At 73.0% G+C, this 14,950-nt stretch carries 14 protein-coding genes and 1 pseudogene; 10 read left to right on the top strand and 5 right to left on the bottom strand.

Going from position 1 to position 14,950, the window contains the following annotated elements; genetic code table 11:
• The first annotated feature begins 535 nt into the window (after positions 1 to 535).
• Entirely contained in the window at positions 536 to 1,426 is an 891-nt protein-coding gene (locus MPTA5024_RS04425; RefSeq protein ID WP_232326192.1) for an aldose 1-epimerase family protein, read from the top strand.
• Positions 1,427 to 2,440: a phosphotransferase family protein gene (locus tag MPTA5024_RS04430; RefSeq protein ID WP_036320108.1), complete on the top strand. Its 1,014-nt coding sequence runs from the start codon at positions 1,427 to 1,429 to the stop codon at positions 2,438 to 2,440.
• A 131-nt stretch (positions 2,441 to 2,571) separates the two neighbouring features.
• Here the strand turns inward: MPTA5024_RS04430 and MPTA5024_RS44150 are convergent, their stop codons facing one another.
• On the bottom strand, positions 2,572 to 2,706 hold the full coding sequence (locus MPTA5024_RS44150) for a hypothetical protein (RefSeq protein WP_269750536.1): 135 nt from the start codon (positions 2,704 to 2,706) through the stop codon (positions 2,572 to 2,574).
• Between the two features lie 194 nt (positions 2,707 to 2,900).
• Between MPTA5024_RS44150 and MPTA5024_RS04435 the strand changes: the two genes are divergently transcribed.
• Positions 2,901 to 4,127 carry an FAD-dependent oxidoreductase gene (locus MPTA5024_RS04435; protein ID WP_051457693.1) on the top strand — a complete coding sequence of 409 codons (1,227 nt, stop codon included), beginning with the start codon at positions 2,901 to 2,903 and terminating at the stop codon, positions 4,125 to 4,127.
• Positions 4,128 to 4,166: 39 nt separating this feature from the next.
• Entirely contained in the window at positions 4,167 to 5,501 is a 1,335-nt protein-coding gene (locus tag MPTA5024_RS04440) for a class II 3-deoxy-7-phosphoheptulonate synthase (RefSeq protein WP_198166945.1), read from the top strand.
• A 104-nt stretch (positions 5,502 to 5,605) separates the two neighbouring features.
• Here MPTA5024_RS04440 and trxA read toward each other — a convergent pair whose 3' ends face one another.
• On the bottom strand, positions 5,606 to 5,971 hold the full coding sequence (gene trxA / locus MPTA5024_RS04445) for a thioredoxin (protein WP_036320109.1): 366 nt from the start codon (positions 5,969 to 5,971) through the stop codon (positions 5,606 to 5,608).
• Between the two features lie 120 nt (positions 5,972 to 6,091).
• Between trxA and ctaD the strand changes: the two genes are divergently transcribed.
• Positions 6,092 to 7,777 (top strand): aa3-type cytochrome oxidase subunit I, encoded by a 1,686-nt coding sequence (gene ctaD, locus MPTA5024_RS04450; RefSeq protein WP_036320111.1) that lies wholly within the window; start codon positions 6,092 to 6,094, stop codon positions 7,775 to 7,777.
• Positions 7,778 to 7,793: 16 nt separating this feature from the next.
• Here ctaD and MPTA5024_RS04455 read toward each other — a convergent pair whose 3' ends face one another.
• Together MPTA5024_RS04455 and MPTA5024_RS04460 are read right to left on the bottom strand one after the other, a co-directional pair.
• Positions 7,794 to 8,651 carry a universal stress protein gene (locus MPTA5024_RS04455; RefSeq protein WP_036320113.1) on the bottom strand — a complete coding sequence of 286 codons (858 nt, stop codon included), beginning with the start codon at positions 8,649 to 8,651 and terminating at the stop codon, positions 7,794 to 7,796.
• Between the two features lie 107 nt (positions 8,652 to 8,758).
• Positions 8,759 to 9,232 (bottom strand): universal stress protein, encoded by a 474-nt coding sequence (locus MPTA5024_RS04460; RefSeq protein ID WP_051457694.1) that lies wholly within the window; start codon positions 9,230 to 9,232, stop codon positions 8,759 to 8,761.
• A gap of 440 nt (positions 9,233 to 9,672) precedes the next feature.
• On the opposite strand from MPTA5024_RS04460, the gene MPTA5024_RS04465 reads away from it, so the two are divergent.
• Complete coding sequence (locus MPTA5024_RS04465; protein WP_051457695.1) at positions 9,673 to 10,377, top strand: permease prefix domain 1-containing protein; 705 nt, start codon at positions 9,673 to 9,675, stop codon at positions 10,375 to 10,377.
• On the opposite strand, the gene MPTA5024_RS04470 is transcribed toward MPTA5024_RS04465, so the two are convergent.
• Positions 10,337 to 10,660 carry a PadR family transcriptional regulator gene (locus tag MPTA5024_RS04470; RefSeq protein WP_036320116.1) on the bottom strand — a complete coding sequence of 108 codons (324 nt, stop codon included), beginning with the start codon at positions 10,658 to 10,660 and terminating at the stop codon, positions 10,337 to 10,339. The genes MPTA5024_RS04465 and MPTA5024_RS04470 overlap by 41 nt on opposite strands.
• Before the next feature lie 79 nt (positions 10,661 to 10,739).
• On the opposite strand from MPTA5024_RS04470, the gene MPTA5024_RS04475 reads away from it, so the two are divergent.
• The 4 genes and pseudogenes from MPTA5024_RS04475 to MPTA5024_RS43205 all read left to right on the top strand — a co-directional run.
• Positions 10,740 to 11,921 (top strand): cytochrome ubiquinol oxidase subunit I, encoded by a 1,182-nt coding sequence (locus MPTA5024_RS04475; RefSeq protein WP_036320118.1) that lies wholly within the window; start codon positions 10,740 to 10,742, stop codon positions 11,919 to 11,921.
• A 10-nt stretch (positions 11,922 to 11,931) separates the two neighbouring features.
• Positions 11,932 to 12,693 carry a cytochrome d ubiquinol oxidase subunit II gene (locus MPTA5024_RS04480; protein ID WP_051457696.1) on the top strand — a complete coding sequence of 254 codons (762 nt, stop codon included), beginning with the start codon at positions 11,932 to 11,934 and terminating at the stop codon, positions 12,691 to 12,693.
• Between the two features lie 12 nt (positions 12,694 to 12,705).
• On the top strand, positions 12,706 to 14,397 hold the full coding sequence (gene cydD, locus MPTA5024_RS04485; protein WP_051457697.1) for a thiol reductant ABC exporter subunit CydD: 1,692 nt from the start codon (positions 12,706 to 12,708) through the stop codon (positions 14,395 to 14,397).
• Positions 14,394 to 14,950 (top strand): annotated as a pseudogene (locus tag MPTA5024_RS43205) (thiol reductant ABC exporter subunit CydC); the annotation flags it as partial. The gene cydD and the pseudogene MPTA5024_RS43205, both read left to right, overlap by 4 nt.

Genomic DNA, 14,950 nt, shown 5'->3' on the forward strand with positions numbered 1-14,950 from the left:
GGGCTGCCGGCCGCTTCCGCGTGCCGTCGTGCGGTCGTGCCGACCAGGGCGGAGCGAGGCTCGGGGTGGCCGTGGGGGCGGGGCCGGCCTTCTGCCGACGGGGCGTTGCCGCGAGGGGGGGTGGCCGCGGGCCCGGTCTTCTGCCGGCCGGGCGTTGCGGCGCGGGGCCGGGGCGGCGGTGAGCGGGATGCGCGGCCGACGGGGGTGTGCGGCGCGGGGCGCCGGGCGGGCCTGCCGTAGAAGGGGAATGTGCGCCGCCGTTGTGAAAGTTTCACTCCGCGGAGCGCGTCCGGCCGCCCTGACGGTAATTCGCATTTCCGCTCGGCCGCGAATCGGGTGGAGATGGACCGCTCCCGGAAACAATTCCGGGAATTGGTTGACGCCTCGGCCGGAAAGGCTTAACTTAGCCCGCTATGGGAGCGCTCCCACACTCCCGGGACCCGGCGTGGATCAAGGCCGGTGAGCTGGGATAAAGTCCCTGCCGTACCGCGAAATGTCCCGTTTTCCGATGTCGCGTCAGCGAGAGGACTCCCCCGTGCCCGACTACACACTTCTCGGCGGCGGCTACCAGGCCGTGGTCAGCGAGCTGGGCGGGGCCCTGCGCGCGCTGCGCCACGGCGACCGCGACCTGGTGGCGAGCTGGCCGGAGGGCGGCCCGATCCCCTACTACAGCGGGACGATGCTCGCCCCCTGGCCCAACCGCGTGGTGGGCGGCACGTACGCCTTCGGGGACGGGCGGCACCGCCTGCCGGTGAACGAGCCCGATCGCGGGCACGCCCTGCACGGGCTGGTCGCCGGCGTCCGGTGGGAGTGCGCCGAGGTGCTCTCGGTCGAGGACGAGCACGGCCACGTGCGGCTGACCCGCACGATCGAGCCCGTCGAGGGATACCCGTTCCGGATCGCCCTCGAGGTCCGCCACGCGCTGTCCCCCGCCGGCCTGACGACGACGCTGACCGCGCAGAACGTCGGCGACTCCCCCGCGCCGTACGGCTGCGGGCCGCACCCCTGGCTGCTCGCCGGGCCGGACGTCCGCGAGTACGAGCTCGACCTGCCGGCCTCCCGGGTCCTGCTGACCGACGAGACCCTCGCCCCGACCGAGTCGGCCGGCGTGGCGGACACGCCGTACGACTTCCGCCGGGCGCGGCGCATCGGGGAGACGGCGGTCGACCACGCGTTCACGGAGATCGCGACCGGCCGGGTGACCGTGCGGGGGCCCGAGGGCGAGGTCGAGATGACGTGGGACGCGACGGCGCTGCCGTGGGTCCAGATCTGCACGGGAACGGGCCTCGGCCACGAGGGGCTGGCCGTGGAGCCGATGACGTGCCCGCCGGACGCGTTCAACTCGGGCGTCGACCTGATCGTCCTGCAGCCCGGGGACAAGCACGAGGCCACCTGGACCATCTCCGTCCCGGGCCGGGACGCCTGAATGGACAGCAGGACGAAGCGGCGGATGTCCGCCGCCGAGCTGGACACGCTCGCCCTGGAGGCCCTGGGCAGCGGGGTGGTGTCGGCGCAGGAGCTGGCCGACGGGTTCGCCAACGCGGTCTGGCGGCTGGAGCTGGAGGACGGCAGGGCCGTCGTGCTCAAGGCCGGGCCGCCGCCGGGGCTGCGGCTGCTCACCTACGAGCGCAACCTGCTGCGGACCGAGGCGATGGTCTACCACCTGGCGGAGCCGGCCGGGCTGCCGATGCCGCGGCTGCTCCACGTCGCCTTCGACGACCCCCGGCTCGACGGCGACTACCTGATCCTGTCGGCCCTGGACGGCGTCCCCTGGAACCGGGCCTCGCTGACCCCCGCCGAGGAGGGAGAGCTGCGGTTCGAGCTGGGACGCCACCTGGCCGCCCTGCACGCGATCAACGGCTCCGACGTCTACGGGTACCCCTACGCGGGGCTGACCGGGCCGACCTGGCGCGAGGCGTTCCTCGTGATGATCGGCGCCATGCTCGACGACGCCGTCCACTACGGCACCCCCCTGCCCGCGTCGATCGTGGAGATCGCGGGGCTGGTGCACACGAACGCGGCCGCGCTCGACGAGGTGACCGTGCCGGCGCTGGTCCACTTCGACGTCTGGCCCGGCAACGTGTTCCTCACCCCCGACAAGCGGATCCAGGCGCTCATCGACCACGAGAGGGCATTCTGGGGCGACCCGCTGGCCGACTTCGTGACGCCGACGATCTTCGGGGAGCTCCGCGAGGACGACCCGCTGGTGACCGGCTACCGGTCGGCCGGGGCGCTCCTCGACCTGACGGGCGGGGCCGTGACCAGGATGGCCCTCTACCGGGTCTACCTGTACCTCATCCTGCTCGTGGAGAACGGCCCGCGGCAGTATCCGGAGGAGTCGTACGCCCGCATACGGGACCTCGCCACGCAGGCGCTCGCCCGCTCGCTCGACGTGCTGCGCTCCCGCCGCCCCCAGCCGGGCCCCGGCCTGCGCGTCTGACGTCCCGCCCGCTCGTTCCCGGCTCGCCCTCGGCCCGTACGGCCGGGGGCGCGGCCTTGCCCGGGACCGACCGGAGGTGGACGCCCGGTTGGGACTCACGTTCCCGGCGACCTGAGGACCGGGGAACGCGGTCAGGCGTCGAGCGTGAGGGAGCCGCCGCAGCCGTTGTTCGTGTGGGGCTCGGAGTCGCCGGTCGCCGCGACGGCCGCAGGAGCCCCAACGGTGAGGGCGGCCGCCAGGGACATGGCCATCACGGCCGCCGTCACGCGGAGCGCTCCGCGAGCCGAGACGTCACCACGCACGGGAACCCCCACAGTCGGACGACAGAGATCACCACGCTAGCGCCCGGGACACGAGCCCGCCAGGCCCAAAGCGGTCAAGCCGGACCCTTGCCCACCCCCCGGGGGGCGTCTGGCACCCCGGGCCGCCGGCGTGAGATGATTTCAGCGGGTGATGAATTATGCGGACCACATGTGTGATCGCGGGCGGCGGGCCCGCGGGAGCCGTACTCGGGCTGCTCCTCGCCCGGGCCGGGGTCGACGTGACGCTGCTGGAGAAGCACGCGGACTTCCTGCGCGACTTCCGCGGCGACACGATCCACCCCTCGACCCTGCAGGTGCTGGACGAGCTGGGGCTGGCCGACGACTTCCACCGGCTGCCGCACCGCAAGGCGTACACGATGAGCCTGGAGACCGACGACGGCCGCGTCATGCGCCTCGCGGACCTGCGCGAGCTGCACGGGAAGTATCGGTACATCGCCTTCGTCCCCCAGTGGGACTTCCTCGACCTCGTCACGGCGCGGGCGAGCACGTACCCCAACTTCCGGCTCGTGATGAACGCCGAGGTCGTCGACCTGCTGCGGCGGAACGGCGCGGTCAGGGGCGTCCGCTACCGCGACGCGAGCGGCGCCGAGCACGAGATCGAGGCGGTCCTCACCGTGGGGGCCGACGGGCGGGGGTCCGACGTGCGGCGCGCGGCGGGGCTGGCGCCGCGGGAGTTCGGCGCGCCGATGGACGTCGTGTGGTTCCGGCTGCCGCGCGAGCCGGGCGACCCCGACCAGCCGTTCCTCCGGGCGTCCAGCGGCCACCTCATGGTCGCGATCAACAGGGAGACGTACTGGCAGCTCGCCTACGTCATCCCCAAGGGCGGCTTCGACCGGCTCAAGGAGCGGGGCGTGGACGACCTGCGCCGGACGGCCGTGCGGCTGATGCCGTTCCTGGACGGGCGGGTCGCCGAGCTGCGCGACTTCGAGGGGGTCGGCTTCCTCCGCGTCGCCGTGAACCGGCTCGGCCGCTGGCACCTGCCGGGCCTGCTGCTGATCGGGGACGCCGCGCACGCGATGTCGCCGATCTTCGGCGTGGGCATCAACCTCGCCGTGCAGGACGCGGTCGCCACCGCCAATATCGTCGGCCCCGCCCTGCTGCGTGGCGAGGCGCCCGAGGCCCTCCTGGCCCGGGTCGAACGGCGCCGGACGCCGCCGACGGCGGTCACCCAGGCCGCCCAGCGGATCGTGCAGCGACTGCTGATCCGCCGGGCGCTGGAGTCCCGGCCGCTGCGGCTGCCCACGGCCCTTCCCCGGCTGCCCCTCTTCCGCCGGGCGGCCCGGCGGTTCCTCGCGTACGGGGTGCTCCCCGAGCACGTACGGCTGCCGCCATCTCAAAATGGATCTCAGCAAATGGACACGTGAGGGGTGAGAAGGCCACCCCGTGCAATAACCTTGGGAGTCGTGAGCGCAACCAACCTCGACACGTGGCGTGACCTGCCCGCCGCCCAGCAGCCCGAGTGGCCGGACCGCGGCGCGCTGGACGGGGTCGTCGCCGAGCTGCAGGGCCTGCCTCCGCTGGTCTTCGCCGGGGAGTGCGACCAGCTCAAGGCGAGCCTGGCGGCCGTCAGCCGCGGCGAGGCGTTCGTGCTGCAGGGCGGCGACTGCGCGGAGACCTTCGCCGGCGCCACCGCGGAGAACGTGCGCAACAAGCTCAAGACGCTGCTGCAGATGGCGATCGTGCTCACCTACGCCGGCCGCGTCCCCGTGGTGAAGATCGGCCGGCTGGCCGGGCAGTTCGCCAAGCCCCGGTCGAAGCCGATGGAGGTCCGCGACGGCGTGGAGCTGCCGGCCTACCGGGGCGACATGGTCAACGGCTTCGACTTCACGCCGGAGTCCCGCCGGCCCGACCCGGCCCGGCTGCTGCGCGCCTACCACTCGTCGGCGGTGACGCTCAACCTGGCCCGGGCCTTCACCAAGGGCGGGTACGCCGACCTCCGCCAGGTCCACGCCTGGAACCAGGACTTCGTCGCCGAGTCGCCCGCGGGCCGCCGCTACGAGCAGCTCGCCCGCGAGATCGACCAGGCGCTGGCGTTCATGCGGGCCTGCGGCGCCGAGCCGGAGGAGTTCCACACGGTGGAGTTCTACTCCTCGCACGAGGCGCTCATCCTCGACTACGACCGGGCGCTCACCCGGATCGACTCCCGCACCGGCCTGCCGTACGACGTGTCGGCGCACATGGTCTGGATCGGCGAGCGCACCCGCCAGCTCGACGGCGCGCACGTGGAGTTCTTCAGCCGGATCCGCAACCCCATCGGGGTGAAGCTGGGCCCGACCACGACGCCGGAAGAGGCGATCGCGCTCATCGAGAAGCTCAACCCGGACAACGAGCCGGGCCGCCTGACCTTCATCAGCCGCATGGGCGCGGGCAAGGTGCGCGACGCCCTGCCGACCCTGGTGGAGAAGGTCCAGGCGAGCGGCGCGGCGGTGGCCTGGATCTGCGACCCGATGCACGGCAACACGTTCGAGGCCCCGAGCGGGCACAAGACCCGCCGCCTCGACGACGTGCTCGACGAGGTGGCCGGCTTCTTCGAGGTCCACCACGCGCTCGGCACCCACCCGGGCGGAATCCACATCGAGTTCACCGGCGACGACGTCACCGAGTGCGTCGGCGGGGGCCACGCGATCGTGGAGGAGGACCTGGCGCTGCGCTACGAGACGGCCTGCGACCCGCGTCTCAACCGCGGCCAGTCGCTCGACCTCGCCTTCCGCGTCGCCGAGCTCTACCGCAACACCTGATCCCGCAACACCTGTCCGCGGGATCCTCCGGGAGGCCCTCGGCCCGGCCGGACGGCCGGGCCGGGCGCGGGGGCACCGCGCCCGAGGGCGCCCGTGACGCGAACCTAGTTCTTCTTGCTCTCGGCCTCGATCTGGGCGCGCACGGAGTCCATGTCGAGCGCGCGCAGCTGCTTGATCAGATCCTCGAGCGCCGGGGCCGGGAGGGCACCGGGCTGGGCGAACACCACGATGCCGTCACGGATGGCCATGATCGTGGGAATCGCGGTGATCTCGAAGCCCTCGGAGAGCGCCGGCTGCGCCTCCGTGTCGACCTTGCCGAACGTGATGTCCGAGTGGGACTCGGACGCCTTTTCGAAAATCGGGGCGAACGCCCGGCAGGGGCCGCACCAGGCAGCCCAGAAGTCGAGCAGTACGATGCCTTTGTCGGCGATGTCGTTGAAGTTCTTCTCGGTTACCTCGATGGTCGCCACGGGCGACTCCTTTCATCCGTTCTTCAGCGGGCATAACCAGCGGCACAATCCCAGCATTCCGCGTGCGGTGATCCTCATGTATTCGGGCAGGGGACCTCCTTCCGGGAAAGGAGCCGCCGAATGACCACCCAGGCCGTACGGCCCACCCCTGTTCGGACGCGGGGGGTGGGCGCGCGCATCGCTTCCTGGATGTCCAGCACCGACCACAAGGTGATCGGCCACCTGTACCTCATCAGCTCGTTCGTGTTCTTCCTGATCGGCGGCGCCGAGGCGATGCTCATCCGGGCGGAGCTCTTCGAGCCCGGCATGCAGTTCGTCTCGCTGCAGACCTACAACGAGCTGTTCACCCTGCACGGGACGAACATGCTGCTGCTGTTCGCCACCCCGCTGTTCGCCGGGTTCGCCAACGCCGTCATGCCGCTGCAGATCGGCGCGCCGGACGTGGCCTTCCCCCGGCTGAACATGGTCAGCTTCTGGCTGTTCCTGTTCGGCGGGATCATCGTGCTGTCCAGCACGCTCCTCGGAGGCCCGCCGGGATTCGGCTGGACCGCCTACACGCCGCTGTCCCGGGCGACCTACAGCGGCATGCTCGGCGGCGACCTGTGGTGCATGGGCCTGGCACTGGCGGGTCTGGGCACGATCCTGGGCGCGGTCAACTTCATCACCACGATCATCACGATGCGCGCGCCGGGCATGCACATGTTCCGGATGCCGATCTTCACGTGGAACGTGTTCTTCACCTCGATCCTCGTGCTGCTGGCCTTCCCGGTGCTGGCCGCCGCGCTGCTCGCCCTCGAGGCCGACCGGAAGCTGGGCACGCACATCTTCGACCCGGAGAGCGGCGGGCCCCTGCTGTGGCAGCACCTGTTCTGGTTCTTCGGCCATCCGGAGGTCTACATCATCGCGCTGCCGTTCTTCGGCATCGTGACGGAGGTGATCCCGGTCTTCAGCCGCAAGCCGCTGTTCGGGTACGTCGGCATGGTGGGCGCCACGATCGCGATCACGGCGCTGTCGGTGACGGTGTGGGCGCACCACATGTTCGCCACCGGCCGGGTGCTGCTGCCGTTCTTCTCGCTGATGACGTTCCTGATCGCCGTGCCGACCGGGGTGAAGTTCTTCAACTGGACCGGGACGATGTGGCGAGGTCATCTCTCCTTCGAGACCCCCATGCTGTTCGCCGTGGGGTTCCTGGTGACGTTCCTGCTGGGCGGGCTGACCGGGGTGATCCTGGCGTCGCCGCCACTGGACTTCCACGTGACGGACACCTACTTCGTCGTCGCCCACTTCCACTACGTCGTCTTCGGCACCGTGGTCTTCGCGATGTTCTCCGGGTTCTATTTCTGGTGGCCGAAGCTGACCGGGAAGATGCTCAACGAGCGTCTCGGCAAGATCCATTTCTGGACGCTCTTCATCGGCTTCCACCTGACGTTCCTGGTGCAGCACTGGCTCGGCGTGATCGGCATGCCGCGGAGGTACGGCGACTACTCCGCGGCCGACGGGTTCACCGTCTACCACCAGGTCTCCAGCGTCGGCGCGTTCCTGCTCGGGGCGTCGACCCTGCCGTTCCTCTACAACATCTGGTGGACCGTACGGCACGGGGAACGGGTGACGGTGGACGACCCGTGGGGCAGCGGGAACTCGCTGGAGTGGGTCACCTCGTGCCCGCCTCCGCGGCACAACTTCCTGTCGATCCCGCCGATCCGCTCCGAGCGGCCGGCGTTCGACCTCCGCTACCCCCGGGCCGGCGGCAAGCCGGGCGAGCCGCCCGAGCACCAGCGCGACTTCATCGACCCGCTGAGCGGCTGAGCCGCGGGGCGGCCGGTCACGGGTGCACGACGGCGACCGGGCATGAGGCGGAGCCGAGCACGGGCCGGGTGACGGACCCCAGCCGGCCCAGCACCCCGGGCGCCCTGGTCGCGCCGAGGACCAGCAGGGTCGCGCCCGCCGCCGCGCGGACGAGGACGTCGCGGGCCGGGCCCTCGACCAGGTCGAGCCTGACCTCGACCTGGGGGAAGCGCCGCCGGCAGGGCTCGACGGCCGCCTCCAGCGCGGCGGTCACCTCGGCGCCCGGCGCCTCCGACATGACGAGGGGCGCCATGCCGGCGCCCCACACGGCGGTGGGCAGGGACCAGGCCTGGACGGCGAGGAGCGGCAGCGCCCGGACGGCGGCCTCGCGGAAGGCGAACTCGATCACGTGCGGGTCTCCCCCGCCCACTCCGACGACGACCGGTCCGGGGCTCACCCGGTGCGGCAGGGCCCCCGCGCCACGGACCACGATGACCGGGCAGGCGGCGTGCGCCGCGACGTGCCCGGCGACCGAGCCGAGGACTCTGCGGGCGAGACCGGCCAGCGCGCGGGTGCCCACGACGACGAGGTCCGCGCTCGCGGACAGCTCGACCAGCCGTTCCCCGGCCGGGCCCTCGTACAGGTCCTCACGCACCCCGACGCCGCTGGTGCACTGGCGGACGCACTCGGCGCCGTGCCACAGCACGTGCTCGGCGGCGTGGCGCAGCGACGCGCGCGCCTCTTCGTCGCCCTCGCCGTAGGGGGAGCGCCACGCGTGGCAGACGGTGATCGGCACGCCCCGGAACTCGGCCTCGTCCATGGCCCAGTCGAGCGCCTGCATCGAGAAATCGGAGCCGTCGTACCCGGCGACGATGCCTCGGCCGTTGGGTTCCATGCCTTCATGCTGCGCCGCCTCCTCGGAGGCGAGCAGGGCGGAAAGTCCCAAAAGGCGATGACGTCAGCCCCAAGAGAGCCAGTCACGCCACCCGCATCAGCGGCGGATCAGGCGCGGCTGCCGGCCAGCACGCCCGCCGGCGGGTGGCCGTGGGTCACGCCGGGCAGCACGACGACGACCGGGCACCGCGCCCGCAGCAGGCAGGCGGAGACGACGGGGTTGATCACCGGGTACGGCTCGGACTCGGCCTCGTGGGCCCCCAGCACGAGCAGGTCGGCGTCGGCCGTCGAGCGGAGCAGCACCTGGGCCGGCGGACCCTCCACGACGACCGGGGTCACGTGGTGCTCCCCGAGCTCGCGGACGGCCTGCGTGGCGACGTCGAGCGCGGCCTGGCGCTCGTCCTCACGGGAGGTCCGGTTCGACAGGGGGGCGTAGTGGGCGTGCAGACCGCCCGACCACTCCCATGCGTACACGGCCTCGACCCGCGCGTCGCGCAGAAGCCCCTCGGCGGCGGCCCACCGCAACGCGGCCTGCGACGCCATCGACCCGTTGATGCCCACAACGATCTTCGGCTGGTTCACGTCCCGCCTCGCTCTCCGCTTCAAGTGTCGCCTACCTGGGTTAACAGGGTGTTGCCAGGGCGAAACGTCCTCAGAAAACCCGGCCCTCAGGCCACCCTGTACCCAGTAAGAACAGCAGCTCCCGCGGCCTCGGAGACCAGAGCGGGAACACGCGGGGGGCCTCCTCACTCAAGGGTATCCAGGCCGGTGAGATGATCCGGACCGGGGTCTCCTTCCCGGACGTCTCCCACCGTCTCAGGACATCTCATGAGGACCGCGCCCGCCAGTGCCGTACGGCCCGGGAGGCCGGCACGGAGGTCCCCCGGAGAGCGGGTGGCGGAGGTCCTGCCGGTCGGCGCCTCCTGCCAGGAGCCCTGATTTTCCGCGCCCCGGGGTCAGGGATCACCCTGATGCGGGCTCCGGAGGGCCGGCCCTAGGCTTGCGTCGGCAGGAGGGGGACGATGGCGAACGCGGGTCCGATCGACGACTATGTTGCCGCGCTGCGCCGCGGGCTGCACGGCCCGGCCGCGGCCAAGCGCGACCTGGTGACCGAGGCGCGCGACAGCCTGGTGGACGCGGCCGAGGCGTACGAGTGCGAGGGCCTCCCCCGGGAGCAGGCGGAGCGCCTCGCGGTCGAGGACTTCGGCCCGCTCGGCGACATCACGCCGGGCTACCAACAGGAGCTCGTCGTCGGACAGGGCCGCAGGACGGCGGCGCTGCTGTTCGTGAGCGTGCCGCTGACCGCCCTCATGTGGAGCGTGATCTGGAAGATCTTCCCCGACATGCCGGCGGGCACCGTGAAGCCCGTCTGGTTCACTCCCGTCGCCCGAACGGTGGACTGCACCCAGGTCCTCACGGGCGTGGTCGGCGGTCTCGCCCTCCTGGCGCTCGGCCGCGGGGCCCGGCGCTTCGACAGCCCGGCACGGGTCACGCGCTGGCTGGGCCTGCTGGTCTGGGGGCAGATGCCCGTCATGGTGGCGATGTGCATGGCCATGAGCGTGGCGCACGGCCCGCTCGACATGGCCCAGGCCCCGGCCACGGTCGTCACGGCCCTGAGCTACGGGTTCTGGACCTGGCAGCTCCACAGCGCCGCCCGCTGCCTGCTCTACACGAGCCGGCCCGCTCTCACCGCAGCGGGTCGAGCACGCTCCCGATCACGCTCGTGAACGACCGCCAGGCCGACCTCTCCCCCGCCAGCGCCGCGCGCCCGTCGCCGGTGAGGCGGTAGGTCCGGCGCCTGCGCCCGCCGGTGACCGCCCACTCGCTCGCCAGGTAGCCGGCCCGCTCCAGCCGCCGGAGCGCGGGATAGACCGTGCCCGTCGGCACGTCGAGGGCGCCCCCGCTGCGCTCGCGCAGCGCCTCGATGATCGCGTACCCGTGCAGCGGCTCGCGTTCGAGGACGGCGAGCAGCAGGGCGTCCATGTGGCCCCGGAGCGCGTCGGCGTTCACGCCCGCAGCCTATCCCTGTTCGTCACGCCCTGATTCTATATGTAGGCTGTCTATATGTAGACAGACACAAGGAGAATCGATGGACGTCGTCGGCCTCGCCCGGCTGCAGTTCGCGGTGACCGGAAGCCTCCACTTCCTGTTCGTCGTGCTCACGCTGGGACTGGCCCCACTTGTGGCGATCATGAACACTCGCCACGTGCTGAGCGGGAACCCCCTGCACGAACGGATGACCCGCTTCTGGGGACAGATCTACGTGATCAACTACGCGCTCGGGATCTTCACCGGGCTCGTCATGGAGTTCCAGTTCGGGCTCAGCTGGAGCGGCCTGTCGCACTACGCGGGCGACGTCTTCGGGGCGCCCCTCGCGATGGAGACGCTGCTCGCCTTCTTCCTGGAGTCCACGTTCCTCGGGCTGTGGATCTTCGGGTGGCACCGGCTGCCCCGCGGCCTCCACCTGGCCTGCATCTGGCTGGTGACGCTGACGGCCTACGCCTCGGCGTTGTTCGTCCTGGCGGCCAACGCGTTCCTGCAGCACCCGGCCGGGTCGGTCGAGCGGGGCGGGCGCCTGGTGCTGGTCGACGCGGCCGCCCTGTTCACCAACCCCACCCTCGTCTTCGCGCTCCCCCACGTGATCAGCGCCGGGCTGTGGGCCGGCGGCTTCGTCCTCATGGGCGCCAGCGCCTACCAGCTGTTCCGGCGCACCGCCGATCGGGAGTTCTTCACCCGGTCGCTGCGGACGGGTGTGATCACCGCCTTCGTCGGATCGCTGTTCACGGTCGGGTTCGGGTACGCCCAGTTCGGGCCGGTCGGCGCCGTCCAGCCGGGCAAGTTCGACGGGCCGGTGGCGGGCCCGGCGCTCGGGCTGATGATCACCGTCGGACAGCTCGGGCAGCTGCTCGTGATGTTCGTGCTGCTGCCGCTGCTGTACTGGCTGCCCCGTTGGCGCTGGCCCCAGCCGTTCCTCATGGCGCTGACGCCGCTGCCGTTCGTCGCGGCGATCGCCGGCTGGCTGGTCCGCGAGGGCGGCCGCCAGCCCTGGCTCGTGTACGGCAGGCTCACCGTGGCCGACGCCCTCACCCCCGGGTTGTCGAAGGCCGCGATCACCGCGTCGTTCGCCGGGTTCGCCGGCGTGCTCGGGCTGCTCGCGCTGGTCGACTACGCGCTGATCGCCCGGGCCGTGCGGCGGGGGCCGGGGCAGGTCGCCCTCGGCGCGCCCGACCGCCCGGCCGGCCCGCTCCCCTCACCCGTCCACTCGCTCTGAGGACCGGCCCATGGACATCTTCTGGTTCGCGGCCTTCGCCGTGCTGCTGGCCGGCTACTTCGCCCTGGAGGGGTTCGACATCGGCCTCGGCGTGCTCCTGCCCGTCCTCGGGCGCTCCCCGGCCGCGCGGGACCGGCTGGTCGCGGCGATGGCGCCGTTCGTGCTCGCCAACGAGGTGTGGCTGGTCGCGCTGGCCGGGCTGCTGTTCGGCGCGTTCCCCCGGCTGGAGGGCCGCGTGCTGAGCGGCCTCTACCCGGTGGTGGTGGCCCTGCTGCTGTCGTGGATCCTGCGGGACGCCGGGCTGTGGTTCCGCCGCCGCGCCGACGGCGCCGCCTGGCGCACGTTCTGGGACGGCGCGCTCTGGCTGGGCTCTGCCGGGCTGGCGCTGTCGTGGGGCGCGGCCCTCGCCGCGGTCGCCCGGGGGCTGCCGGGGTCGCCGCTCGACCTGCCCGGCCTGGTGGCGGGCGTCGTGGTCCTCGCGCTGTTCGCCGTGCACGGATGGACGTTCGCGGCCTGGCGGCTCCCCGGGGACCCGGCGGTGCGCGGCGCCCGGCGCGACGGGCGGGCCCTGCTGCTGTCCGCGTGCCTCGCGGCGGCGCCCGCCGTGGGCGGGGCGGCCGTCTTCGCCTCGGCGATGGTGGAGAACGCCGCCCCGGACGGGACACTGACGGTCCTCGGTGTCATGGTGGTGCCGTTCGCCCCCCTCCTGGTGGGCGCGCAAGTATGGGTGTGGCGCACCTTCTCGAGGGGCGCCCTGCCGTCGTTCTTCTGAGGGGACCGTCGTTTGCACAAGGATCTCCTGCGGCTGGCGCGGGCCGAGGCGGCCGTCCGCCTCCACCTGGCCGCCTGCCTCGGCGCGGCGGTGGCGGCCGGCCTGCTCGTCATCGTCCAGGCGGAACTGCTGGCCGGGGTGCTCTCGGGCGCGTTCGCCGTCGCCGCGCTGTTCCCCCTCGCCCTGGTGGTCGCGGCGCGCGGGCTGCTCGGCTTCGGCCAGGGCGTCTTCGCCGGCCGTACGGCGACCGCGGTCAAGTCCGTGCTGCGCCGGCGGCTGCTGTCCCGGTTCCAGGAGCTGGGCCCGGCCTCGTACCGGTCGGGCGAGCTGGTCACCCTGGCCGGGCGCGGCCTCGACGCGCTCGACCCCTATCTGACGGGCTACCTGCCGGCCGTCGCGGTGGCCGGGGTGGTGCCGGTCGCCGTCCTGGTCCGGCTGTTCGCGGCCGATCTGCAGACGGCGGTCATCGTGCTGCTCACGCTGCCGCTGATCCCGGTCTTCGGGGCCCTCGTCGGGTGGACCACCAAGGCCGTGACCGAACGGCAGTGGCGGGCGCTGGCCCGGCTGGGCGGCCACTTCCTGGACGTGGTGCGCGGCCTGCCGACCCTGCGGGCGTTCGGGCGGGCGCGCTACCAGGCGTCGGTCATCCGGGAGGTCGCCGAGGCCCACCGGGCGGCGACGATGCGCACGCTCCGGGTGGCGTTCCTGTCGTCGCTCGTGCTCGAACTGGTGGCGTCGCTGTCCCTCGCCCTGGTCGCCGTGCCGGTGGGCCTGCGGCTGCTGTCGGGGTCCCTCGACCTCCACACCGCGCTGCTCGTCCTGCTCCTCGCCCCCGAGGCGTACCTGCCGCTGCGGGTCATGGGCACGAGGTTCCACGCCGCGATGGAGGGCGTGGCGGCCGCCGACGAGGCGTTCGCCGTGATCGGCGACGGCCGGGAGCCGTCGCCCGGTCCTGGGCCCGCGCCCGATGGGGGGAAGGCCGGGGCGGCTCCGCCGACCCCGCCGGAGATCCGGCTGGAGGGGGTGACCGTGCGCTACCCCGGCCGGGAGGACGCCGCGCTGCGGGACGTCTCGCTCGTCATCGCGCCGGGCGAGCGGGTCGCCGTCGTTGGCCCGAGCGGCGCGGGGAAGAGCACGCTGCTGCACCTGCTGATGGGGTTCGTCGCGCCGTCAGAGGGCCGCGTGCTGGTCGGCGGCGCCGACCTGGCCTCGCTCGACCTCGACGCGTGGCGGCGCCGGCTCGCGTTCGTGCCGCAGCGGCCGCACCTGTTCGCGTCGTCGGTCGCCGACAACATCGCGCTCGGCTCCGGCGCCGACGCCGGGCGGGTGCGGGCGGCGGCCGCGGCGGCGCAGGCCGCGGAGTTCGTCGACGACCTCCCCCAGGGGTACGACACGGTCCTCGGAGAGCGGGGGGCCGACCTGTCGGCCGGGCAGCGGCAGCGGGTGGCGCTCGCCCGCGCGTTCTGCCGCCCCTCCGCCGAGGTGCTGCTCCTGGACGAGCCGACCGCCCGGCTCGACGGCCGGAGCGAGGCGGCCGTCGTCGAGGCCACCCGGCGGCTGGCCGAGGGCCGTACGGCGATCATCGTCGCCCACCGGCCCGCCATGATCGACCTGGCCGACCGCGTCGTCCGCGTCGAGGGCGGCCGGCTCGTCGCGCCCGCGGGCGCCGGAACCGTCCACGCCGACGAGGGGACGACGACGTGACCGCGCACCTCGGCCCCGTACGGCCGGCGGGGACGACCCGCAGGCTGGTCCTCGCCGCGCTCGCGGGAGCCGCCGCCGACCTCGCGGGGGTGGCGCTGATCGCGTCGGCCGCGTGGCTCATCACGAGGGCCGCCGAGCAGCCGCCGCTGGCCGCCCTGTCCGTGGCGATCGTGGCCGTGCGGGCGTTCGCGACCACACGGGGCGTCTTCCGGTACGGCGAGCGCCTGACCGGGCACGACGTGGCGCTGCGCGCCCAGGCCGGGACGCGGGAGGGGCTCTACGAGGCCCTGATCCCGGCCGGGCCGCTGCCGCAGCGGGGCGCCGACCTGCTCAGCCGGATGGTGGACGACACCGACGCCGTCCAGGACCTGCTCGTCCGGTGCCTGCTCCCGGCCGTCGCCGCCCTCGTGACCGGCGTCGCCGCCGTGGTCCTCGCCGGGTTCCTGCTGCCCGCCGCGGCGCTCGTGCTGGCCGCCGGCCTGCTCGTCGCGGGGCTCCTGCTGCCCGCCGCCACGGCGGCCGCCGCCCGGCGGCGGTCGGCGAGGATCGCCCC

Source organism: Microbispora sp. ATCC PTA-5024 (assembly GCF_000511135.2).
Taxonomy (GTDB): Bacteria; Actinomycetota; Actinomycetes; order Streptosporangiales; family Streptosporangiaceae; genus Microbispora; species Microbispora corallina.